We start from the raw sequence: 23,053 nt of genomic DNA, 5'->3' as shown, positions 1-23,053 counted from the left end.
CGCTCACAGCTGTTCCATTCCGACGCGCGCGAGCGCCTGCAGATCGACGACCTCGATCTGGTTGTACGCGAGCCGCAACGCGCCGAGCTTTTCCAGCTGCTGCAGCGCCTGGTTGATCCGCTGCCGCGACACGCCGACGAGCATGCCGAGTTCCTCCTGGGAAATCGACAGCGACGGGCCGGTATCCGGATACAGGTCGGGGTTGAAGAGCTGCGCGAGCGCCTGCGCGACGCGTGCGTCGACATCGAGCAGCCGGCTGTTCTGGATCGATGCGATGAATTCGCCCATCCGGTTGTTCAACTGATGGATCACGAAGCGCGTGAACGGCAGGCTGGTATCGAGCAGCGCATGGAAGGTGTCGACCGGCACGAACAGCACGGTCGAGCGCTGGATCGCGACGACTTCGTACTTGCGCAGCTCGCGCTTGATTACGCTGCCTTCGCCGAACCAGCCGCCCGACGGCACGCCGGAAAACGTGCAGCCGCGCCCCGACACGTTGAAGATCGCGAGCTTCAGCAGCCCCTGGTGCACGCCGATCCAGTACTCGGACGGCGCGAGCCGATGCGCGATCACGTCGCCGGCCTCGCACTGCTCGACGCGCGACTGCGCGAGCACGAGCGCCTGGTGCTCGGGCGCGAGCGTGCGGAACCACGCGCACTGGGCGAACAGCGTCGCGAGCGGCGGCAGCGGGCCCGGTTCGGGAAGCGTGTCGGCCGGGCGGGCGGCCGCGTCGAGCGGCGTAACGGAGTCGTCGTGCATGGGTGCGGGTTTGCGAGGATAGGGATAACGCGCAGCGCTGGAGCGGCACTCTGTCGTTTCGATGACAGACGGCTCACAATAGCGCCCGTTAGGCTGTCGGCAATTGAACCACATCAAAACGATCCGGGGTGCATGCACGCCGGTCGACAGTACACGGGAGACAGGATCATGACGCAGATGTTCGAGGCCGGACTCGGCCGCCGCGACGCCAATTACGTGCCGCTCACCCCGATCGATTTCCTGGTCCGCACGGCCGAAGTCTATGGCGAGCGCCTTGCGATCGTGCACGGCGACGTGCGGCGCACGTGGGGCGAGACCTACACGCGTGCGAAGCAGCTGGCGAGCGCGCTCGCGCAGGCCGGCGTCGAGCGCGGCGACACGGTCGCGGCGATGCTGCCGAACATCCCGGCGATGGTCGAGGCACACTTCGGCGTGCCGATGGCCGGCGCGGTGCTCAACACGATCAACACGCGGCTCGACGTGCCGTCGGTGCTGTTCATGCTCCGTCACGGCGAGGCGAAGGTGCTGATCGTCGATACCGAATACGCGGAGCTCGCGCATCGCGCGGCGCTCGAGGTGCCGGGCCTGAAGATCGTCAGCGTCGCCGACGCGATGCCGGCCGATCCCGACCGTTTCGCGGGCGCGACCGACTACGAGGCGTTCGTGGCCGGCGGCGACGCCGACTACGCGTGGACGCCGCCCGCCGACGAATGGGAGGCGATCGCGCTGAACTACACGTCCGGTACGACCGGCGACCCGAAGGGCGTCGTCTACCACCATCGCGGCGCGTATCTCGCGGCGATCAGCAATATCCTCGAATGGGACATGCCGAAGCATGCGGTGTATCTGTGGACGCTGCCGATGTTCCACTGCAACGGCTGGTGCTTCCCGTGGGCCGTCGCGGCGCGTGCGGGCGTGAACGTGTGCCTGCGCAAGTTCGACGCGAAGACCGTGTTCGACCTGATCCGCCGCGAACGCATCACGCATTACTGCGGCGCGCCGATCGTGCAGAGCGCGATCGCGAATGCACCGGCCGAATTCCGCGCGGGGATCGACCACACGGTGCACGCGATGGTCGCGGGCGCGGCACCCGCGCCGGCCGTGATCGCGAAGATGAAGGAGATCGGCTTCGACCTGCTGCACGTGTACGGGCTGACCGAGGTCTACGGCCCGGCGACCGTCTGCGCGAAGCAGGCGCACTGGGACGCGGTGTCCGACGAGGAACGCGCGCGATTGAATGCGCGCCAGGGCGTGCGCTACCACCTCGAAGCGGGCGCCACGGTGCTCGATCCCGACACGATGGCGCCGGTGCCGGCCGACGGCGAGACGCTCGGCGAGATCATGTTCCGCGGCAACATCTGCATGAAGGGCTACCTGAAGAACCCGAAGGCGACCGACGAGGCGTTCCACGGCGGCTGGTTCCATACCGGCGATCTCGCGGTGCTGATGCCGGACGGCTATATCCGCATCAAGGATCGCAAGAAGGACATCATCATCTCCGGCGGCGAGAACATCTCGAGCATCGAGGTCGAGGACGCGCTGTACCGTCATCCGGCCGTCGCCGTCGCGGCCGTCGTCGCGATGCCCGATCCGAAATGGGGCGAAGTGCCCTGTGCGTTCGTCGAGCTGCGCGAAGGCGCGAGTGCGACCGAGGAGGAGATCGTCGCGCACTGCCGGCAACTGCTCGCGGGCTTCAAGGTGCCGAAGGCCGTGCGCTTCGGCGAGCTGCCGAAGACGTCGACCGGCAAGATCCAGAAGTTCCAGCTGCGCAATGCGGTCGGCTCGGACAAGGCGATCGACCTGGCGGGCGACAAGAAGTAGGCGAGTCGCCCGGCCCTGGCCGATCGTCCGGTGCCTGTCACGCGGTGCGTTCGAGCCGGAACACGCTGACCGCGTCCGACAACTGCGCGGCCTGGTCGCGCAGCGCGACGGCCGCGCGTTCGGCATCGGAGATCAGCGTCGCATTCTGCTGCGTCGCTTCGCCGATCTGCGTGACGGCCAGGTTCACCTGCTCGATGCCGGTCGATTGTTCGCGCGACGCGGCGCTGATCTCGCCGATCAGCGTGCGGACCTGGTCGACCCGCGCGACGATGTCGCGCATCGTGCCGCGTGCGGCGTCCGCGATCCGGTAACCCTGTTCGACGGTCGCCGACGATTCGGCGCTCAGTGCATCGATCTCCTTGACGGCGGCCGCGCTGCGCTGCGCGAGCGCGCGCACCTCGGCCGCGACCACGGCGAAACCCTTGCCGTGTTCGCCCGCGCGTGCGGCTTCGACGGCCGCGTTCAGCGCGAGGATGTTGGTCTGGAAGGCGATGCCTTCGATCGCGCCGGTGATTTCGGCGATCCGGCGCGTCGCGCGGCCGATGTCGTCCATCGTCGCGACCACGCGCTGCACCGCGGCGTCACCGTTCGTCGCGGCGGCCGATGCGTCGGCGACCAGCGCGTTGGCCTGCGCCGCGTGCTCGGCGCTTTGCTGCACGGCGGCGGTGATCTGCTCCATGCTGGCGGCCGTCTGTTCGACGCTGCTCGCCTGCGTCGCGATCCGCGCGGCGATGTCGCCGCTGCCGGCCGCGATGCCGACCGTGCCGTGCGCGATGTCGGCCGAGCTGTTGCGCACCTGCGCGACGATCCGCGCGAGGCCGTCGCCGATCCCGTCGACCGCCTGCACGAGCCGGCCGATCTCGTCGTTGCCGGCGCTGCCTTGCGCGGGCGCACCGTCGCGGATGCGCACGCTGAGATCGCCTGCCGCATAGCGCTCGGAGGCCCGCGCAGCGGCTTCCAGCGGCCGGCTCACGACGCGGCGCACCACGATGACGAACAGCGTCGCGAACGCCGCGACGAGCACGGCGCCGATCATCAGGAAACGGTTGCGGGTGGCGCGCATGCTGGCGAGCAGCTCGTCGTCGAGCGCAATGCCGCCGACGAGCCACTGCCACTGCGGAATCGTCGTGAACGACACGAATTTCGCGGTCGGCCCGCCGTCGTGCGCGGCCGGGTCGGTCGACGTGTACGCGAGCCGGCCCTGGCCGGCCGCGAGCATCTGCGCATAGGGCGCACGCGTGTCGTCGGCGGGTTGGCCGGCCGCATCGGGATGCACGACGAAGGTGCCGCGCGACGGGCCCTGCGACGCGTCGAGCACGAAGTAGTAGCCGTTGTCGCCGATCTTCAGCGCGCGGATGCCGTCTTCGACGAGCTTGAGTTTGGCGCCGATGTCGAGGCCGACGAACAGCGCGCCGATCACGCGGCCGGTCGCGTCGGTCACCGGCTTGTACTGCGTGATGTACGACCGGCCGAACAGCTTCGCGAGGCCCGTATAGCTGCGCCCGGCGACGAGCGGCCCATACGCGGGGCCCGCGCGGTCGAGCTTGGTGCCGACGGCGCGCGCGCCGTCCTGCTTCTTCAGCGACGTCGTGATGCGCACGAAATCGTCGCCGTCGCGCGCGAAGATCGTCGCGATCGCGCCGCTTTTCTTCAGGAACTGGTCGGGAATCGAGTAATCGAGGTCGAGCGGCTGGCCGCCCGCGAGAAGCGTCGGCGCGGCCACGCCGCCGATGTCGACCGGTCGTGCCGGGTCGAGCGCGAAATCGGCCGGCAGGAAACTCGCGAACAGCGACATCGAGCGGTTGGCTTCGGCGGTCAGAGCCTTGTCGAACAGGTCGACCATCGCGCGGATCGACTGCTCCTTGTCGACGATCCGCATGTGCGCTTCTTCGGCGAGCTGCCGGCCGGCGAAATGGGCGAGCGTCCATGCGAACACGGTAAACAGCAGGGCGACGAGCACGCACGCCAGCGCGGCGAGACGCGCGCCGACGCTCACCCGGCCCAATTGGGTCAATCTCATGAAGCATCCTGAGTGGGGAGGGAGAGGGGGCGGAACGCACGCGTCACCGCTAGTCGTCCGTTAAATACGGCAACTCTGGCGAAATCTTTAGCGGAGCGTCGTCGCCGGCGGGCCGGCAGGCGTGCGAAGGACAGCGGATGTCAGTGCGTCACGAGCCACGCGACGGCCAGGTAGCGGCCGACCTTCGCGATCGTCACGATGACGAGGAAGGTCGGCAGCGGCTCGCGCAGCACGCCGGCGATCATCGTCAGCGGATCGCCGATCACCGGCGCCCAGCTGAGCAGCAGCGACCAGCGGCCGTAGCGGCTGTACCAGCGCTCGGCGCGTGCGAGCGCGGACGGCTTGACCGGAAACCAGCGGCGCTCGCGGAAGTGCTCGATGCCGCGCCCGAGCGCCCAGTTGATCGCCGAGCCGCCGACGTTGCCGATGCTCGCGACGAGCACCAGCGCCCATACGGGTTCGCGCCCGGCGAGCAGCAGGCCGGCGAGCACGGCTTCGGACTGGAGCGGGAACAGGGTCGCGGCGACCATCGACACGGCGAACAGGCCGCCGTAAGTGAGCAATTCGGACATCGCGCGATTGTACCGGCGGCGTCGCCGTCGGCGCGGGGGCGTGGCGGTCGCGCGGAACGGAAAGCGTCGGTGTCCTCAGTTCCAGCCGGCCATGATCGCGCCCATCCCGACGAGCAGCCCGCCCGTCACGCGATTCATCGCGCGCATCCGCGCCGGCCGCTGCAACGCCCGGCTCAGCCGGTGCGAGAACAGCGCCATCGACGCGACGCCGCCCGCGAACAGCAGCGCGAACGTCGTCGCGAGCAGCAGGAATTGCAGGTTCAGGCTCCAGTCGGAATCCGGGCTGATGAACTGCGGAAAGAACGACGGAAAGAACAGCAGCGTTTTCGGATTCAGGCCGGAGGTCGCGACACCGCGCCAGAACAGCGCGCGGCCGGTGTCGGTGTCCGCCGGGGCCACGGCGGCCGCGGCCCCGGTGCCGGCTGCGGTCGTGGCGGCGGGAGCGCCGGCCGGCGCACGGCTGAGCCATTGCCTGGCCCCGAGCCACACGAGATACGCGGCGCCGGCCCAGCGCAGCACGGTCAGCGCGTGTTCGTTGAGATGCACCAGCGAATTCAGGCACAGCGCGGTCAGCGCGAGTTGCAGCAGCACGGCGAGCGTGCCGCCCCAGACGCACGGCAGCGCGCGGCGCCAGCCGGCGCGCAGCGCCTGGTTCATCGTGAGCAGGTTGACGGGACCGGGGGCGTAGATCAGGACGACAGAAGCAGCGAGGAACGACAGATAAAGCTTGAACGACATGACGGAAGCAGGAACAGGGCCGCAGGCACCGGCCCCGCACGCGGTCGGATAGGCGTGCGGGGCGGCGGGGAATCGCATGCCTGCCGCCCGGCACCGCAACTCGTGATTGCGGCCGTGCGTCCCGGTGCGAAGGGGTTGTCGCGGGGAGCGTGCCGGGCAGCAGGCATGGTGAAAATGTATCAAGCGGCCCGGTTAAAAGGCTTCCTGTTTTCCAGCAAAACGGGCCTGAAACCGGAATCCTGTTCAGATAGAATGCCGATTTTCAGTAGAAGATTCTTCTCTCCATGGCTACCCGCGAACGCACGCCCAAAACGCTCGACAACCAGGACCGCAAGATCCTGGGTGCATTGCAGAAAAATGCGCGCCTGTCGAACGCCGAACTCGCCGAACAGATCGGCATGTCGACCACCGCCTGCTGGAACCGTACGCGGCAACTCGAACTCGACGGCTACATCGACGGTTACGTCGCGCTGGTCAACCAGCGCATGCTCGGCTATGCGGACATCGTGATCCTCGAAGTCACGCTCGATCGCCACGAGGACGACGCGCTCGCGCGTTTCGGCTCGGAACTGGCGGCGCTGCCGGAAGTGCTCGAGGCGTACCTGGTGTCGGGCGAGTACGACTACTGGATCAAGGTGGCGGTGGACGGCACGGCCGGCTACGAACGCTTCCTGCGCGAAAAGCTGTACCGGATTTCGAGCATCCGTCACAGCCGCTCGATGTTCGCGCTGCGGTGCATGAAGGATGTGCCTTCGATCCAGGTGTGAAGGGGCGGGCTGCCGCGGTTCGCCTTTGGCCGTTCGCGCGTGCGGCCAACCGGAAATCGAAAGGAAAAGGAAAGGATGTGCGGCGCCTTTAGCAAGGTTGCCGTCACCGGCGATTCACTGCCGGTCACTATTCTCCCGTTCGTTACGAATCATTACGCCTCATTACGGTGGCGCATGGAAACGTTTTTGTCCGACGAACAGGAGCATCCGTGTACAAGATTCTCGTCCTTGCCGCTGCGATTGCCGCGACCCTGACCGCGTGCAACAGCGATTCCGTCAATACCGCTGCGACGCTCGGCGACACGACATCGACGCTGCTGTCGACCGGGCAGCGCATCACGCCGTTGGCCGCGCCCGGCACGACGCTCGTCGCGCTGAATCCCGGGCTGCAGGACGTGCCGGACCTGATCGCCGGCCAGCCGGTGTCGGAGGCCCTCAGCCCGGACCGCAAGACGCTGCTGGTGCTGACGAGCGGCTACAACAACAGGCTGGACGCCGGCGGCAAGCTGATCAATGCCGATTCGAACGAGTACGTGTTCGTATTCGACGTGTCGGGCGGCACGCCGGTGAAGAAGCAGGTGCTGCCGGTGCCCGATACCTACGTCGGTATCGCATTCGCGCCGGACGGCCAGCATTTCTACGTGACCGGCGGCGGCGACGACAACCTGCACGTATTCGCGTTGTCGCAGGGCGCCTGGGGTGAAGCCGGCGCGTCGATCGCGCTGAGTCACAAGGGCGGTAACGGCCTCGGCAGCGCGCCGCTCGCGACCGGCGTCGACGTAACGGCCGACGGCAAGCGCGCGGTCGTGGCGAACCGCTATCACGACAGCGTCACGCTGGTCGATCTGGCCGGGCGCGCGGTGCTGGCCGAACGCGATCTCCGTCCTGGCAAGAGCGGCGGCGCGTCGGGCACGCCGGGCGGCGAATATCCGAACGCGGTGCGCATCGTCGGCAACAAGACGGCCTACGTGTCGAGCGAACGCGATCGGGAGATCGTCGTCGTCGACATCTCGACCGATGCGCCGCAGATCGTCACGCGTATCGCGGTCAAGGGCAACCCGAACAAGATGGTGTTGAACCGGGCGCAGACTCGCCTCTACGTCGCGTCCGACAACGCCGACATCGTGTCGGTGATCGATACGACATCGAACAAGGTCGTGTCGAGCGTGTCGACGGTCGCACCCACCGGGCTCGTCACGGAAATGCAGTATCGCGGCGCGTCGCCGAACGGGCTTGCTTTGTCGCCTGACGAAACCGCACTGTACGTGACCAATCGCGGCACCAACGACGTCGCGGTCGTCTCGCTGTCCGGCGATACGGCGAAAGTGAGCGGACTGATTCCAACCGGATGGTATCCGTCCGATGTCGCGGTCGGCGCGAACAACGCGCTCTACGTGGTCTACACGAAGAACATGCCGGGGCCGAATCCAGGCAACTGCAAGGACAGCGGCAGGACCGTACCGTGCCCGGTCAAGAACTCGCCCGTGCACCTGGTGGAGAACCAGTACATCGAGCAGTTGAGCAAGGGCGGATTCATGTGGATGCCCGCGCCGGACAGCGCGACGCTCGATCTGTTGACGAAGCAGGTCGCCGACAACAACAGCTTCAATGCGGTGCTCTCCGCCGCCGACGTCGCGACGATGAACGCGCTGCGGCAGAAGATCAGGCACGTGATCTATATCGTCAAGGAGAACCGCACGTATGACCAGATCCTCGGCGATCTGGGCCGCGGGAACGGCGACCCGTCGCTGGCCGAGTTTCCGGACGCGACGACGCCGAGCATGCACGCGCTCGCGAAGACGTTCGTCACGCTCGACAACTTCCACGATTCCGGCGACGTGAGCGGCAACGGCTGGCCGTGGTCGACCGGTGCACGCGAGTCCGATGCCGGCGCGAAGATGCTGCCCGTCAACTATGCGAGCAGCCCGGCGCGCAGCGGCGCGCGCGGCGGCTCTTACGACTGGGAAGGCCAGAATCGGAACGTCGACGTCGGCCTCACCGGCGCGCAACGCACGGCGGCGAACCCGCTCACGCCGAGCGACCCCGATCTGCTGCCCGGCACGGCCGACGTGTCGGCACCGGACGGCCCGTCGGATGCCGTACAGCAGGGCTATATCTGGAACGCCGCGTTGCGTGCGGGCCTGACGGTGCGCAACTACGGCTTCTTCATGGATATCTCGCGCAACAGCGGCCCGAACGCGATTCCGATGGACCGGGCGCCGTTCGCCGACAACAAGGTGCAGGGGTACAGCGTGACGCCCGCGCTCGTCGATCGCACGGATCCGTACTTCCGCGGCTATGACAACGCGTATCCGGACTTGTACCGCGAGCTGGAGTGGGAGCGCGAATTCAACCAGTTCGTCGGCAACGGCCAGTTGCCCGCGCTGACGCTGCTGCGCCTGCCGCATGACCATACCGGCAGCTTCGCGTCGTCGCTGGACGGCGTCAACACGCCGGAGCTCGACATGGCCGACAACGACTATGCGGTCGGCCGCGTTGCGCAGGCGCTCGCGAACAGCCCGTATGCGTCGGACACGCTGATCTTCGTCGTCGAGGACGATGCGCAGGACGGACCGGACCACGTCGACGCACATCGCAGCACGGCATTCGTGATCGGGCCGTACGTGAAGCAGAACGCGGTCGTCAGTACGCATTACACGACGGTCAACATGATCCGCACGATCACCGAGGTGTTGAATCTCGATCACCTTGGATTGTTCGATGCGACACAAGGGCCGATGACCGACGTGTTCGACCTGAGCCAGGCGAAGTGGACGTACAAGGCGGTCGCGTCCGGGCTGCTCGCGAACACCCAGCTGCCGATTCCGGCGGGCGACATCAAGACGGCCGCGCTGAAGCCGACGCACGGGATGCGCTACTGGGCGGCGGTCACGCGCGGGATGGATTTCTCGGTCGAGGACCGGCTCGATGCGGTCGCTTACAACAAGGTGCTGTGGAAGGGGCTGATGGGCGCGAAGGCGTATCCGGTGCGGCCGGGCGACACGCAGCAGGCGACGCGCCGGCATGACGACGATGACGACGTGCCCGCGACGGCGCCCGCGAAGCACGCGGTGAAGGGCTGACGCCCTCGCTTGACGAAAAACCGGCGGCGAACGGGCCGCCGGCATACGAACGGCGGGCCGCTCGACGGACCGTCGTTCGTTTCAAGTCCGCCCTGGCCGTTCCGCTCAGCGCGGCAGGCGCGCGTGTGCTTCAGCGATGACTTCGCAGTTCTCGAGGTGGAGCGCCCACGCTTCCGCAAGCAGCTCGCTCACACGTGCGAGCCAGCCAGTGGATTGGGTGGAACGATCGGAGACATTAGACGTTTGCATGACGAAGCCCCATATAGGTGGCGAGTTAGGGATAACCCTAATCATAGCGAAACGTCACCGCCTTGTGAAATTCGATTTCGTTATATGAGAATTACTGACACTTTATGTTGCTGCCACGCAACATGAATATCGTCGCCGTCGTGTGACGCGCAGGCGTGCCGAGGCCGTGCCGGCACGGCCTCGCGGGAAGAAAAACAGGGGGAGTCGAACGTCGGGGAAAAGGGCGCGATTACCGGCCAATCCACCCGAAGCGCCAGGACAGCCGCCGCGTCGCGGCGCGCAGCGTCTGCGCGAGGTCGCTGTCCGGCCCGCGCGGAAAGCCGCGCGACGAGCCGATGATCGCGATCACGAGCCGGATGCTGCCGGTGTGATCGAACACGGGCGCGGCGACCGTGCCGATGCCCGGCACCGGCGCATCGAACGCGAAATCGAGTTCGTCCGCGCGGATCGCCGCGAGCCGCGCGCGGAATGCGGCGTCGTCCGGCGCGGCGCGGGTGCCCGCGAGACGCACGGGCTCGTTGGCGAGCAGGTCGGCCAGCACGTCGTCGGACATGCCCGATGCGAAGATCCGGCCGATCGCCGTATTGACGAGCGACATCACGGTGCCGACTTGCAGGCTCACGTGCTGCGGCCGCGCCGATTCCTCGAGCCGGATCACGGTCGGGCCGAGCGGGCCGAGCGTCGCGGCGGCGACACTCATGTCGGTCGCGGCGGCCAGCGCGACGATCTCGGCTTCCGCGTCGCGCGTCGGCGACACGCGCTGCATCGCGATCAGGCCGAGCGCCTGCGCGAGCGGGCCGCCGTCGAAGCAGCCGGCGTCGTCGCGGCCCAGCAGGCCGATCTTCTGCAGGCTGACCAGATGCGGAAACGCCTTCGCGGCCGGCATGCCGGCCGCCGCCGCGAGATCGCGCAGCGGCAGCGCGCGGCCCGCCGACACCAGCGCGAGCAGCAGTTCGCCGGTGCTGTCGAGCGCGTTGATCCCGCGCTGTGCTTTCGCGTCGTCGGCCAGGGCCGGCGGCACGCGCGCCGCGCCGGCTGCCGGCACGGGCGCGGACGCGGGCGGCGGTTCGGCCGCGCTCGACCCTTGCGCGCCGAGCGACGCGGTGGCCTGCCGCGCCGTTTCGCGCAAGGCCGTCGCGATCGGGCCGTCCCAGTCGACGTCGATCGACCCGCTCGAACCGATCACCGTCAACGCAAGCTGCAGATGCCCGTGCGCGTCGCATACGGGCACGCACATCGCGCTGACGCCGGGGCTCGGCCGGTCGATGCTGCGTTCGATGCCGCGCGCGCGGATCGCTTCGCGTTCGGCCTGTTGCGCCTCGGCGTCCGGTGCGGCTTGCGCGGCTTCGGCGCCGGCGAGCGTCGCACCCGCGCCGGCCTGGCTCGCGGCCATCGCGTCGAGTTGCGCGGCGTCGCCGAACGCGCGGAACACGCGGCCGGTCGCCGTCGTGTCGAGCGACATCACCGAACCGACGTGCAGGTTCACGTGCAACGGATAGCCGCCGTGCTCGATGCGCACGATCGTCGGGCCGAGCGCGCCCGGCACCGACAGCGCGACGCTCAGGCCGACGGCTTCGGCGAGCTGCGCCGCGTGCGGCAGCGCCGCGCGATAGGCCGGCTGGCGCTCGATCGACATCAGCCCCAGCCGCAGCGACAGCGGGCCCGGCTCGTAGTTGCCGGTGATCGCATCGCGCTTCACGAGCGCGAGCCGCGTCAGGCTGACGAGATAGGTGTGCGCCTGCGCGGTCGACAGGTCGGCCGCCGCGGCCAGCTCCGACAGCCCGAGCGGCTTGCGCCGGCGCGCGAGCGCGTCGAGCAGCCGGCCGCCGACCTCGACGCTCTGGATCCCGCGCTGCGCCTTGGGCGGCGCGTCGTCTGCGCTGACTTCGTGGTTCTGCACGCGATGATTCTTCCGTTGACGAAACCCCGCATGGTATCCGACGCCATTTCTCGCGCCAGCCCGCAGGTTTACCCGTATTAAACAATAGCAAGCGACTTTGTCATTGACAAATATTCGAGGCGAGAAGATGATCCGCTCATTCCCCTCAACACATGGCTCGCAGCCACGGAACGCACAATGGCCAAAGCATTCGCCTCCCAAGCCGATCTGGAAGAGAAGAAAGTCACCTGGACGAAGCTGTCCGAGAACGCGTACGCGTACACCGCCGAAGGCGACCCGAACTCGGGCGTGATCATTGGCGACGATAGCGTGCTGATCGTCGACACGACCGCGACGCCCGCGATGGCGCAGGACCTGATCGCGAAGATCCGCAGCGTGACCGACAAGCCGATCAAGCACGTGGTGCTGTCGCACTACCACGCGGTGCGCGTGCTCGGCGCGTCCGCGTATTTCGACGAAGGCGCGCAGCACGTGATCGCGAGCCGCGGCACCTACGAGATGATCGTCGAGCGCGGCGAGGCCGACATGAAGTCGGAGATCGAACGCTTCCCGCGCCTGTTCGCCGGCGTCGAGACGGTGCCGGGCCTGACCTGGCCGACGCTCGTGTTCGAGCGCGAGATCACGCTGTTCCTCGGCAAGCTCGAAGTGAAGATCATGCACGTCGGCTCGGGCCACACGAAGGGCGACACGATCGTGTGGCTGCCGTCGCAGAAGGTGCTGTTTTCGGGCGATCTCGTCGAATACGACGCCGCGTGCTACTGCGGCGATGCGCAGCTCGAACAGTGGCCGGCCACGCTCGAGGCGCTGCGCGCGCTCGGCGCCGAGAAGCTGGTGCCGGGCCGCGGCCCCGCGCTGCTGAATCCGGCCGACGTGAACAAGGGCCTCGACTACACGAAGGATTTCGTGACGACGCTGCTCGCGCAGGGCCGCAAGGCCGTCGAGCGCAATCTCGACCTGAAGGCGTCGATGGCGCTCACGCGCGAAGCGATGGACCCGAAGTTCGGCCACGTGTTCATCTACGAACACTGTCTGCCGTTCGACGTGTCGCGCGCGTTCGACGAGGCGAGCGGCATCGCGCATCCGCGCATCTGGACCGCGCAGCGCGACAAGGAAATGTGGGCCGCGCTGCAGGACTGAGCGGCGCACGGCGGCGGGGCGGCGCTCACATGATCGCCTCGTCGTTGCCCTGAGGGCTGCGGCTTCCGCGGCGGCAGTGCGCCGCGGTGCCGGCAGCCGTATCCGGTCTCACAAGAAAGCAGGGCGCATGCACGCCCTCGGAGACTGCCGCGCGCTCGATACGCGCGCGTTTGGAGAGAGACATGTCCCAATCGCTTCCCGCCGAAGCGGCGCACGCGCGTGCCTCGGCGCCGGCTTCCGTATCCGAATTCAGCGACGCGCAGCTGTTCCGCAAGATCGCGTGGCGGATCGTCCCGTTCCTGTTCCTCTGCTACGTCGTGTCGTTTCTCGACCGCATCAACATCGGCTTCGCGCAGTTGCAGATGAAGCACGACCTCGGCTTCAGCGATGCGATGTACGGCCTCGGCGCCGCGGTGTTCTACGTCGGCTACGTGTTCTGCGAAGTGCCGAGCAACATGCTGCTCGCGCGGTTCGGCGCGCGCCGCACGTTCACGCGGATCATGCTGCTGTGGGGCATCGCGTCGACCGGGATGATGTTCGTGTCGCAGCCGTCGCATTTCTACGTGCTGCGCTTCCTGCTCGGCGTGTTCGAGGCCGGCTTCTTCCCCGGCATCGTGCTGTACCTGACCTACTGGTTCCCCGCGAACCGGCGCGCGGCGGCGATCTCGGTGTTCTTCGCGGGCGTCGCGGTGGCCGGCGTGCTCGGCGGCCTGCTGTCGGGCTGGATCATGCGCGACATGAGCGGCGTGATGGGGCTGCACGGCTGGCAGTGGATGTTCGCGATCGAGGGCGCGCCGGCGATCCTGCTCGCGTTTGCCGCCTTCACGTTCCTCGTCGACCGGCCGCAGGACGCCGCGTGGCTCACGTCCGATGAAAAGGCGCGGGTCGCCGCGCTGTGCGCCGAAGGCCGCAGGCACGGCAGCGCGCACGACGGGCGCAGCGTGCTGGCCGCACTGGCGAACCCGCGCGTGTACCTGTTCGCGTTCATCTATTTCTCGCTGACCTGCGCGTCGCTGACGCTCAACTTCTGGATGCCGCTGATGATCCGCGACTTCGGCGTGACCGACGTCGTCGCGGTGAGCCTGTACACGGTCGTGCCGAACGCGGTCGGCGCGCTCGGTCTGGTCCTGATCGCGCGCCGCTCGGACCGCACCGGCGAGCGCCGCAAGCACTTCGCGTGCTGCACGATCGGCGGCGGGCTCGCGCTCGCGGCGCTGACGCTGCACCTGCACAGCTTCGCGGCGATGCTCGCGTGCCTGTCGATCGCGGCGACGCTGATCTTCGCCGCGCTGCCGATCTTCTGGGCCGTGCCGACCCGCTACCTGTCGGGCAACGCGGCCGCGGCCGGGATCGCGCTGATCAGCAGCATCGGGATCACGAGCGGCATCGTCAGCCCGTGGGTGATCGGGATGATCCGCACGCGCACGGGCAGCATGGATCTCGCCGTGTACCTGCTGGCCGCGCTGCTGGTGGCCAGCGGCGCCGCGCTGATGCTCGGCGTGAAGGGCGAGGCCGCGCAGCGCGGCTGAACGAGCACCGGCCGGTCGCTGCCCGCGGGCGCGGCGACCGGCGCTTCGTGTCCGCCCCGCACCCGAATCCATCGAGGAGACGATCGATGTCAGCCCCGCTTCAAGCACACGCCGCGCCGGCCGTCGCGCCAGGCGCCGGTACGACGGACGCGACCGGCGACGACGCGCTCTACCGCCGCATCGGCAGGCGAATCGTGCCGTTCCTGTTCATTTGCTACATCGTGTCGATCCTCGACCGCAGCAACATCGGCTTCGCGCAGCTGCAGATGCGGCAGGATCTCGGCCTGACCGACGCGATGTACAGCCTCGGCGCGGTGCTGTTCTTCGTCGGCTACGTGCTGTTCGAAGTGCCGAGCAACGCGCTGCTGCGCCGCTTCGGCGCGCGCCGCACGTTCGCGCGGATCATGTTCCTGTGGGGCGCGGTGTCGGTCGCGATGATCAGCGTCGACAGCGCGCGGCACTTCTACGTGCTGCGCTTCCTGCTCGGCGTGTTCGAGGCCGGGTTCTTCCCGGGCGTGGTGTTCTACCTGACGTACTGGTATCCGGCTCGGCGGCGCGCGTCGGTGCTGTCGATCTTCTACGCGGGCGTCGCGGTGGCGGGGATGGTCGGCGGGCTGCTGTCGGGCTGGATCATGCGCGGGATGTCCGGCGTGATGGGGCTGCATGGCTGGCAATGGATGTTCGCGATCGAAGGCGCGCCCGCGATCCTGCTCGGCGTGATCGCGTGGTTCCGGCTGTGCGATCGCCCCGAGCACGCGCGCTGGCTGTCCGACGCCGATCGCCGGCAGCTCGCGGCCGACCTGGCCGCCGACCGCACCGGCGCGGGCACGCAGGCGCCGCATTCGCTGCGGCAGGTGCTGGCCGAACCGCGCACGGTCCTGTTCGCGTTCATCTATTTCTCGCTGACCACCGCGCTGTTGATGCTGCTGTTCTGGATGCCGCTGATGATCCGCGAATTCGGCATCCACGACGTCGTGCAGATCAGCCTGCTGTCGGTCGTGCCGAACGCGATCGGCGCGGCCGGCCTGATCGCGATCGCGCGGCGCTCGGACCGCCAGCGCGAACGGCGCCGGCACTTCGCCGCGTGCGCGTTCGGCGGCGCGGTGGCGCTCGCGCTGCTGACGCTGCACCTGCCGAGCATCGTCGCGATGATGGCGCTGCTGTCGATCGCGGCGATGCTGATCTTCGCCGCGCATCCGGTGTTCTGGGCCGTGCCGTCCGCGTATTTCTCGGGCGCCGGCGCGGCGGGCGGAATCGCGCTGATCAGCAGCATCGGCGTGTCGAGCGGGATGATCACGCCCTGGCTCGTCGGGTTGATCCGCACGCGAACCGGCAGCATGGATCCGGCGATGTGGATGATCGCCGCGCTGCTGGCCGCGTGCGCGGTCGCGATGCTGCTGGGCGTGCGCGCCGCACCGCGCGGCGCGGGCGCCGCCGGCAACTAGCGCGCCGCGGTGTAGCGCGGCGCCGGCGTATCGGCCGACAGGTGCGGCGCCATCGTGCGGCGTGCCGTCTCGTAAGCGTCCCATTCGTGGCCCGCGTGCAGCGACGGGATCGTCACGAGTTCGCCGCGATCGAAGCCGATCAGCGCGGCATCGACCATGTCCGTCGCCGTCATCACGATTTCCTTCGGCAGGTGTTCGAGCGGCAGGCCGCCCGTCTGCCAGAAATCGGTCGCGGTTGCGCCCGGCAGCACGGCCTGCACCTGCACGCCCTTGTCGGCGAGTTCGTGATGCAGCGACTGGCTGAACGCGAGCACGAACGCCTTGCTGCCGCCGTACACGCCGTTCAGCGTTTCCGGCGAGATCGCGACGATCGACGAAATGTTGATCACGGCGCCGCCGCCGCGCGCGACGAAGCCCGGCACGGCCGCGTAGGTCAGGCGCGTGAGCGCGGTCACGTTCAGGTCGATCATCCGCGTCATCGCGTCGACGTCGCTGTCGAGCAGCGGCGCATGCGTGCCGATGCCCGCGTTGTTCACGAGCAGCGTGATGCTCGCGTCCTGCTTCAGCTTCGCCTCGACGGCGGCGAGCGCCGTGCGGTCGTTGAGGTCCGCGTCGACGATCTCGACGCTGCGCTGCGTGTCGTTCGTGATGCGCTCGGCGAGTGCGCTCAGCCGGTCGCGGTTGCGCGCGACCAGGATCAGGTCGTAGCCGCGCCGCGCGAGGCGGTCCGCATAGACGGCGCCGATGCCCGACGATGCGCCGGTAATGAGGGCGGTACCGCGATGTGCTTGCGTCATGATGTGCTCCGTTTCGGTGGGAATGGCCGGATGGCGTGAAGCCATTCTGGCGCCGAAGCGCCGCGACACAAATGACGTAGATGGGTATGATTCAGGACATCGGGCCGACCACCGCGCCCGGGACCGGAGACCCCCATGCACCGAATCGGCTTTCTGATCAGCGACGGCTTCCAGATCATGGCGCTCGCCGCGCAGTCGGTGTTCGAGTACGCGAACATGGGCATGCGCGAGCCGTTCTACGCGATGGACAGCTATTCGGTCGACGGCGGCGACGTGCGCTCGTCGCTCGGGCTGTCGGTCGCCACGCGTGCGCTGCGCGGGCGGATCGACGTCGATACGTGGATCGTCGCGGGCGTCAACGATCCGCTCGCCACGCCGGCGCCGGCCGGCGTCGTCACCTATCTGCGGCGTGCGAATGCGCGTGCGCGGCGGATCGCCGGTATCTGCACGGGTGCGTTCGTGCTGGCCGAGGCCGGATTGCTCGCGCAGCGCCGCGCGACCACGCATTGGGCGTTCGGCCGCGACATGCAGCGGCAGCACCCGGAGATTCGCGTCGAGGACGACCGGATCTACATCGTCGACGGTCCGATCTGGACCTCGGCCGGCATGACGGCCGGGCTCGACCTGGCGCTCGCGATGGTGGAAAAGGATCTGGGCGCCGATGCCGCGCGCTCGGTCGCGCACAAGCTCGTGATGCACCAGCGCCGGGCCGGCGGCCAGTCGCAGCATTCCGAAATGCTCGACCTCGCACCGAAATCCGACCGGATCCAGAACGCGCTGAACTATGCGCGGCAGAACCTCGGCCGCGCGCTGACCGTCGAGGACCTGGCCGAAGCCGTCCACCTGAGCCCGCGCCAGTTCAGCCGCGTGTTCACGCTCGAAACGGGGCAGTCGCCGGCGAAGGCGATCGAGCGGCTGCGGCTCGAATCCGCCCGGCTGATGATCGAGCAGAGCCGTCATCCGCTCGACGTGATCGCGAAGGAGAACGGCTTTCGCGACCGGCGGCACATGCGCGAGGCGTTCGTGCGCGGATTCGGCGTGCCGCCGCAGGCGATGCGGCGCGACGCGCGGGCGGACGAACGCGAAACGGGCTGACGCCTGCGGGCGCGCGACGCCAGCGCGGGGCGGAAAAATCGCGCAGAATCTCCGGCATTCGTCGCGAGGAGACACCATGCACGCCGAGCCGTTCGAGATTGCGATACCCGATCACGCACTGGATGACCTGCGCCGGCGCCTGCGCGGCAGCCGCCCGCCGTCGCTGACGCCCGCCGAGCCGTGGCAGCAGGGCATGGACGGCGCGTGGCTGCGCGACCTGGCCGAATACTGGGCCGAGCGCTTCGACTGGCGGGCGGTGGAGCGTCGGCTGAACCGGCTGCCGCAGTTCGTCGCGGAGGCAGGCGGCCAGCGCGTGCATTTCATCCATCGGCGCGGGGCGGGACCGAACCCTTATCCGCTCGTCATCACGCACGGCTGGCCGGGCTCCGTGTTCGAATTCGACGCGCTGATCGAGCGCCTCTGCGATCCGGCGGCGTTCGGCGGCGATCCTGACGACGCGTTCGACGTCGTCGTGCCGTCACTGCCCGGCTTCCTGTTCTCGCCCGCGCCGGCGGCACCCGGCATGTCGGCGTTTCAGGTCGCCGACCGCTGGGCGGCGCTGATGTCCGGCCTCGGCTATCGACGCTTCGGCGCGCAAGGCGGCGATCTCGGCGCTGGCGTGTCGATCGCGCTCGGCGCGCGACATGCGGACCGCGTGGACGGCATCCACCTGAACTTCCTGCCCGGCAGCTACGAGCCGCCGGCCGACGCGGCGTTGCCGCTGACCGGGGACGAACGGGCCTTCGTGACGCAGCGCGGCGAGTGGGCCGCGCTGGAAGGCGGCTACGCGCATATGCACATGACGAAACCGCAGACGCTGGCCGTCGCGCTCAACGATTCGCCGGCCGGGCTGGCCGCATGGATCGCCGAGAAATTCCGCGCGTGGAGCGATTGCGACGGCGACGTCGCACGGCGGTTTTCGCACGACACGCTGCTGACCGGCATCTCGCTCTACTGGTTCACCGGCTGCATCGGCTCGTCCATGCAGATGTATTGGGAAAACCGGCTGCAGCCCATGCGTTTCGCGGCCGGCCAACGCGTGGCGGTGCCCGTCGCGTTCGCGCGTTTCCCGAAGGAAATCGGCCGCCCGCCGCGCAGTTGGGTCGAACGCGTGTTCGACGTCGTGCAATGGACCGACATGCCGGCCGGCGGCCATTTCGCGGCGATGGAAGAGCCGGATCGGCTGGCGGACGACATTCGGCGTTTTTTCCGGCGCTTTCGGTAACGCGCGGGTCGGCCTGCGAAGCGGGCGACGTGCACCGCCGGCCATCAGGGCGACGGCGCGCGCCCGCACCACGCGGAGCGCGTCGAGCCGACGTCGCCTGCGTTATCGCGTGACGAACGGCGCGGCGGCGTCCGGCGCGGTACGCGCATGCTTGCGCTGGCGCAGCAGCGCGACGCGGCAATTCTCGCGCGCGGTCTCGCGGCCGTCGTCGTCGAGCAGCACGAGATCGCCGCGCATCACGTTCAGCGTGATGACATCCTCGCCCGGCGCGCCGAGCGTTTCCGGCGTATGCACCGAGCCGGCCGGCTCGAGCACCGTCGAGCCGGCGTGCGCGACCCAGTCGTATTCGCGGTAACGCCACGCACCCTGCAACGTATGGACGAACACCTCGCCGTCGTGCCGATGGCGCGGCAGCGTGCCGCCGGCCGGCATCTTCAGCAGCGCGGTCAGCGTGTCCTCGGCCGCATTGATGTGCAGATACTTGATCGCGAGCCCCGGCAGGTCGGCGCTCATCGGCAGCCACGGCAGCGCGTCGCCGGGCAGGCACGAGATCGGCGGCAGGTCGGTGGAGAGCGGGGCGGACGGCTGCGTCATGGCGGGAGGCGAAGCGGAAATGGGGAGCCCGCATTATCGCAGAGGCCGGTCGCGCGGCCGAACACGGCTGTACTCATCGAAGTAGGTAGGTCTGAACCCCCGATCCTTACAGCTCGAAATATGCAGCTAAACTGTACAGTTAAACTGTCGATATGCTATCGTGGCTTCATGAACACGCCATCGTCTCCCTCTGACGCACTCCCGCTCGCCGGTCTCGCCGGCGAACTCCGTATCTCGGTCGGCAAGCTGATACGCCGCATGCGGGAGCAGACCCATCCGAACGACCTTACTTCGTCGCAGAAGTCGGTGTTGCTGCGGCTCGACCGCGACGGTCCGGCGACCGTATCGGCGCTCGCGCGAGCCGAAAGCGTGCGCCCGCAGTCGATGCGCGTGACGGTTGCGACGCTGGAGGCGCTCGGTGCCGTCAGCGGCGAGCCCGATCCGACCGACGGCCGGCAGACGCTGATCGCGCTCACGCCCGGTTTCCGCAAGGTGCTGCAGGCCAATCGCGCGGCCAAGGACGACTGGCTGTTGCGTGCGCTGCACGCGCAGTTGTCGGAGGCGGAACAGGCCGAGCTCGCCGCCGCCGTGAAACTGCTGCAGCGGCTTGCCGAATTCCAGGATCCCGCCCGCCCGTGAACCTCACCGACCCGCACGCCGAATGGACAACCCGCCCATGAACCTCCTGCCTCTCGTGTCGTACTTCTTCGGCGGCGCGTTTCTCGCGAACGCCGTGCCGCATCTCGTCAGCGGGTTGCGCGGCGAGCCGTTTCAGACGCCGTTCGCGAATCCGCCGGGCCGCGGGCTGTCGTCGTCCGCGGTGAATGTCGTGTGGGGTGTCGTGAACCTCGCGATCGCTTATTCGCTCGTGTGCCGCGTCGGCGATTTCGACCTGAAGCGCTTGCCCGACGCGGCAGCGCTCGGTCTCGGCATCCTGATGCTCGGCCTGTTCCTCGCGCGGCACTTCGGCGCACTGCACGGCGGCAACGCGCCCGATCGGAAGCGGCCATGAGCGTGCCGGCAGCGGGCGTGTTCCGCTCGCTTCGCAGTTTCAACTATCGCGTGTGGGCGATCGGCTCGCTGGTGTCGAACATCGGCACGTGGATCCAGCGCACCGCGCAGGACTGGCTCGTGCTCACGCAGCTCACGCATCACGACGCGTCGGCCGTCGGCACGGTGATGGCGCTGCAGTTCGGGCCGCAACTGCTGCTGTTGCCGTGGACCGGCTATGCGGCCGACCGCTTCGACCAGCGCAAGCTGCTGATGGCCACGCAGGCGCTGATGGGCGTGCTGGCGCTGGTGCTCGGCGTGATGACGGTCACGGGCGTCGTGCGGCTCGAGCACGTGTACATATTCGCGTTCCTGTTCGGCTGCGCGTCGGCGTTCGACGCGCCGGTGCGGCAGACCTTCGTCGCCGAACTGGTCGGCGATCGCGAACTCGCGAATGCGGTCGCGCTCAACTCGACGTCGTTCAACGCCGCGCGGATGGTCGGCCCGGCGGCGGCCGGCTTCCTGATCGCGTCGGTCGGCACCGGCTGGGCGTTTCTCGCGAACGGGCTCAGCTTCTTCGCGGTGCTGGCGTCGCTGTCGCAGCTTCGGGAAGACGAACTGCGCGCGAACATGCGGGCAGGCCGCTCGCGCGGCAGCCTGCTCGACGGGTTCCGCTATGTATGGCACCGCCCGGACCTGACGGCGATCCTCGTGATGCTGTTCCTGATCGGCACGTTCGGGCTCAATTTCCAGCTGTACATCTCGACGATGGCCGCCAGCGTGTTCCATGTCGATGCGCGCGGGTTCGGGTTTCTTTCGTCGATGATGGCGGTCGGCACGATCTCGGGCGCGCTGCTCGCCGCGCGCCGCGAGCAGCCGCGGTTCCGTCATCTGTGGATCGGCGCGACGCTGTTCGGGCTCGGTTGCACGTTCGCCGCGCTGGCGCCCGGCTACTGGTCGTTCGCCGCGGCGCTGGTGCTGACCGGGATTGCCGCGATCACCTTCATGAACTCCACCAACAGCCTGATGCAGCTGTCTACCGAGCCGGCGATGCGTGGCCGCGTGATGGCGCTGCGCCTTGCAGTCGCGCTCGGCGGCACGCCGATCGGCGCGCCGGTGGCCGGCTGGGTCGCGAACCATCTCGGCCCGCGCTGGGCGCTCGGCGTCGGTGCGGCGTCCGGCTTTGCCGCGGCACTCGTCGCGACCCGTTTCGTCGCGCGCCAGCGCGCGCAACCGCGCACCGGCGGCGACGGCGCCTGACCGACCCGAAGCCCGCGCTATGCCGCCGGCCGGGCCGCCGCATGCGCGGCTTCCAGGCACGACTGGAACAGCAGCGCGGCCCGCGACGGCCGCGGCGAGCGCCGCAACAGGCTCACGAACCGGCACCGGTAATTGAACCGGTGTGGTGCGACCGGCTGCATCAGCCCCTTGTTCTCGAAGCTTTCCGCATAGTGATCGGGCAGGAAGCCGAGATAGCGGCCGGACAGGATCAGCGTCGCGATCGATTCCTGGTCCGACGCGGTCGCGCTGCGCGTGAGCTTCGCGCGATGGCTCAGCTCCATGTTCGGCGAATGGAAGCCGAGCCCCGCGAACGCGTGGTTGCGGATCGTCGTCCACGTGAGCTTGCCGTGCGGCGCATCGAAGAGCGGATGTTGCCGGCCGCAGTAGAGCAGCATCCGTTCGTCGAACAGCTCCGCATACTCGAGGCTGCCCGAGTTGCGGTGCGCGGGAATGATCCCGACCTGGTAACTGCCGTCGATGATCCCGCGCTCGACCTCGTTGATCGAGGCGACATGCAGGTTCAGCGCGACGTCGGGCGCCTCGTCCGCGAACTGGCGGATCGCGTCGCCCAGGCGCGCGTTCGGGTTGGTGGCCGTCTTGTCGAACACGGCGACATGCAGTTCGCCGCCCATCTTGTCGTGAATGCCGTCGATCCTGCTGCGAAATGCTTCCATCGACGCGAGCAGGCGCAGCGTCTCCTCATAGACCGTCTGGCCTTCCGGCGTCAGCGTGAAGCCCGCGCGGCCGCGCCGGCACAGCACGAGGCCGAGGCGCGTTTCCAGATCCTTCACGTGCCGGCTGATCGTCGAGATGCCGATATTCAGTTCCAGTTCGGCCGCCGCCATCCCGCCGCACTGCACGACGCCCTTGAAGACCCGCAGCAGGCGGAGATCCATGTCGCTGAGCTGCCCGAGCAGCGCACGGCTCTTCGGTTTCTTTGCTTGCATAGTTGAGCAAGTGAACATTGATATTGCGATATTCAAAAGACTAATTGGCGTCCCGACAATGTGCAACATCATCACAAGGAGGAGGGGCGCGCCGCGCCGACCGA

20 protein-coding genes are annotated in these 23,053 nt (G+C 68.4%); 11 read left to right on the top strand and 9 right to left on the bottom strand.

Going from position 1 to position 23,053, the window contains the following annotated elements; genetic code table 11:
• Nucleotides 1-3: 3 nt before the first annotated feature.
• Nucleotides 4-759, bottom strand: a complete 756-nt coding sequence (locus U5798_RS14660) for a Crp/Fnr family transcriptional regulator (RefSeq protein WP_322082452.1) — start codon at nucleotides 757-759, stop codon at nucleotides 4-6.
• A gap of 168 nt (nucleotides 760-927) precedes the next feature.
• On the opposite strand from U5798_RS14660, the gene U5798_RS14655 reads away from it, so the two are divergent.
• Complete coding sequence (locus U5798_RS14655; protein ID WP_124447795.1) at nucleotides 928-2,580, top strand: acyl-CoA synthetase; 1,653 nt, start codon at nucleotides 928-930, stop codon at nucleotides 2,578-2,580.
• A 37-nt stretch (nucleotides 2,581-2,617) separates the two neighbouring features.
• On the opposite strand, the gene U5798_RS14650 is transcribed toward U5798_RS14655, so the two are convergent.
• The 3 genes from U5798_RS14650 to U5798_RS14640 all read right to left on the bottom strand — a co-directional run bounded on the left by U5798_RS14650 (nucleotide 2,618) and on the right by U5798_RS14640 (nucleotide 5,910).
• Nucleotides 2,618-4,600: a Cache 3/Cache 2 fusion domain-containing protein gene (locus U5798_RS14650; protein ID WP_322082451.1), complete on the bottom strand. Its 1,983-nt coding sequence runs from the start codon at nucleotides 4,598-4,600 to the stop codon at nucleotides 2,618-2,620.
• Between the two features lie 140 nt (nucleotides 4,601-4,740).
• Entirely contained in the window at nucleotides 4,741-5,172 is a 432-nt protein-coding gene (locus U5798_RS14645) for a YqaA family protein (protein WP_124447791.1), read from the bottom strand.
• 75 nt (nucleotides 5,173-5,247) lie between these two features.
• Complete coding sequence (locus U5798_RS14640; protein WP_322082450.1) at nucleotides 5,248-5,910, bottom strand: LysE family translocator; 663 nt, start codon at nucleotides 5,908-5,910, stop codon at nucleotides 5,248-5,250.
• Between the two features lie 284 nt (nucleotides 5,911-6,194).
• Here U5798_RS14640 and U5798_RS14635 point away from each other — a divergent pair, with 284 nt between their 5' ends.
• Nucleotides 6,195-6,677: an Lrp/AsnC family transcriptional regulator gene (locus tag U5798_RS14635; RefSeq protein ID WP_059240672.1), complete on the top strand. Its 483-nt coding sequence runs from the start codon at nucleotides 6,195-6,197 to the stop codon at nucleotides 6,675-6,677.
• Between the two features lie 209 nt (nucleotides 6,678-6,886).
• On the top strand, nucleotides 6,887-9,760 hold the full coding sequence (locus tag U5798_RS14630; protein ID WP_322082449.1) for a bifunctional YncE family protein/alkaline phosphatase family protein: 2,874 nt from the start codon (nucleotides 6,887-6,889) through the stop codon (nucleotides 9,758-9,760).
• Between the two features lie 105 nt (nucleotides 9,761-9,865).
• Here U5798_RS14630 and U5798_RS14625 read toward each other — a convergent pair whose 3' ends face one another.
• Nucleotides 9,866-10,009 carry a hypothetical protein gene (locus tag U5798_RS14625; protein WP_162999171.1) on the bottom strand — a complete coding sequence of 48 codons (144 nt, stop codon included), beginning with the start codon at nucleotides 10,007-10,009 and terminating at the stop codon, nucleotides 9,866-9,868.
• A gap of 229 nt (nucleotides 10,010-10,238) precedes the next feature.
• On the bottom strand, nucleotides 10,239-11,909 hold the full coding sequence (locus U5798_RS14620; protein ID WP_322082448.1) for an IclR family transcriptional regulator: 1,671 nt from the start codon (nucleotides 11,907-11,909) through the stop codon (nucleotides 10,239-10,241).
• Nucleotides 11,910-12,086: 177 nt separating this feature from the next.
• Here U5798_RS14620 and U5798_RS14615 point away from each other — a divergent pair, with 177 nt between their 5' ends.
• The 3 genes from U5798_RS14615 (at nucleotide 12,087) to U5798_RS14605 (ending at nucleotide 16,020) form a co-directional block, all read left to right on the top strand.
• Nucleotides 12,087-13,046, top strand: a complete 960-nt coding sequence (locus U5798_RS14615; RefSeq protein WP_322082447.1) for an MBL fold metallo-hydrolase — start codon at nucleotides 12,087-12,089, stop codon at nucleotides 13,044-13,046.
• A gap of 182 nt (nucleotides 13,047-13,228) precedes the next feature.
• The gene (locus U5798_RS14610) at nucleotides 13,229-14,575 is read left to right on the top strand and encodes an MFS transporter (protein ID WP_322082446.1); all 1,347 of its coding nucleotides are present in this window, start codon (nucleotides 13,229-13,231) and stop codon (nucleotides 14,573-14,575) included.
• A gap of 86 nt (nucleotides 14,576-14,661) precedes the next feature.
• On the top strand, nucleotides 14,662-16,020 hold the full coding sequence (locus U5798_RS14605) for an MFS transporter (RefSeq protein WP_322082445.1): 1,359 nt from the start codon (nucleotides 14,662-14,664) through the stop codon (nucleotides 16,018-16,020).
• On the opposite strand, the gene U5798_RS14600 is transcribed toward U5798_RS14605, so the two are convergent.
• Entirely contained in the window at nucleotides 16,017-16,817 is an 801-nt protein-coding gene (locus tag U5798_RS14600) for an SDR family NAD(P)-dependent oxidoreductase (RefSeq protein WP_124447775.1), read from the bottom strand. The two genes, U5798_RS14605 and U5798_RS14600, sit on opposite strands and share 4 nt — an antisense overlap.
• A gap of 135 nt (nucleotides 16,818-16,952) precedes the next feature.
• Between U5798_RS14600 and U5798_RS14595 the strand changes: the two genes are divergently transcribed.
• Both U5798_RS14595 and U5798_RS14590 read left to right on the top strand, forming a co-directional pair.
• Nucleotides 16,953-17,912 carry a GlxA family transcriptional regulator gene (locus tag U5798_RS14595; RefSeq protein ID WP_322082444.1) on the top strand — a complete coding sequence of 320 codons (960 nt, stop codon included), beginning with the start codon at nucleotides 16,953-16,955 and terminating at the stop codon, nucleotides 17,910-17,912.
• Between the two features lie 76 nt (nucleotides 17,913-17,988).
• On the top strand, nucleotides 17,989-19,137 hold the full coding sequence (locus U5798_RS14590) for an epoxide hydrolase (RefSeq protein ID WP_322082443.1): 1,149 nt from the start codon (nucleotides 17,989-17,991) through the stop codon (nucleotides 19,135-19,137).
• A 102-nt stretch (nucleotides 19,138-19,239) separates the two neighbouring features.
• Here the strand turns inward: U5798_RS14590 and U5798_RS14585 are convergent, their stop codons facing one another.
• Nucleotides 19,240-19,731: a 2,4'-dihydroxyacetophenone dioxygenase family protein gene (locus tag U5798_RS14585; protein WP_124447769.1), complete on the bottom strand. Its 492-nt coding sequence runs from the start codon at nucleotides 19,729-19,731 to the stop codon at nucleotides 19,240-19,242.
• Nucleotides 19,732-19,899: 168 nt separating this feature from the next.
• Here U5798_RS14585 and U5798_RS14580 point away from each other — a divergent pair, with 168 nt between their 5' ends.
• Genes U5798_RS14580 through U5798_RS14570 form a run of 3 tightly spaced genes read left to right on the top strand, consistent with a single transcriptional unit; the run spans nucleotide 19,900 to nucleotide 21,981 of the window.
• Complete coding sequence (locus U5798_RS14580) at nucleotides 19,900-20,370, top strand: MarR family winged helix-turn-helix transcriptional regulator (RefSeq protein WP_322082442.1); 471 nt, start codon at nucleotides 19,900-19,902, stop codon at nucleotides 20,368-20,370.
• Nucleotides 20,371-20,407: 37 nt separating this feature from the next.
• Complete coding sequence (locus tag U5798_RS14575; RefSeq protein ID WP_322082441.1) at nucleotides 20,408-20,743, top strand: hypothetical protein; 336 nt, start codon at nucleotides 20,408-20,410, stop codon at nucleotides 20,741-20,743.
• On the top strand, nucleotides 20,740-21,981 hold the full coding sequence (locus U5798_RS14570) for an MFS transporter (RefSeq protein WP_124447763.1): 1,242 nt from the start codon (nucleotides 20,740-20,742) through the stop codon (nucleotides 21,979-21,981). Before U5798_RS14575 ends, U5798_RS14570 begins: the two co-directional genes overlap by 4 nt.
• 17 nt (nucleotides 21,982-21,998) lie before the next feature.
• Here the strand turns inward: U5798_RS14570 and U5798_RS14565 are convergent, their stop codons facing one another.
• Nucleotides 21,999-22,949 (bottom strand): LysR family transcriptional regulator, encoded by a 951-nt coding sequence (locus U5798_RS14565; RefSeq protein WP_124447761.1) that lies wholly within the window; start codon nucleotides 22,947-22,949, stop codon nucleotides 21,999-22,001.
• Nucleotides 22,950-23,053 lie beyond the last annotated feature (104 nt).

The sequence above is a fragment of the Burkholderia sp. BCC1972 genome, assembly GCF_905339605.1.
In the GTDB taxonomy this organism is placed as follows: Bacteria; Pseudomonadota; Gammaproteobacteria; order Burkholderiales; family Burkholderiaceae; genus Burkholderia.
Note: the sequence above shows the minus strand (reverse complement) of the source record. Positions and strands in the feature narration are given on the sequence as shown.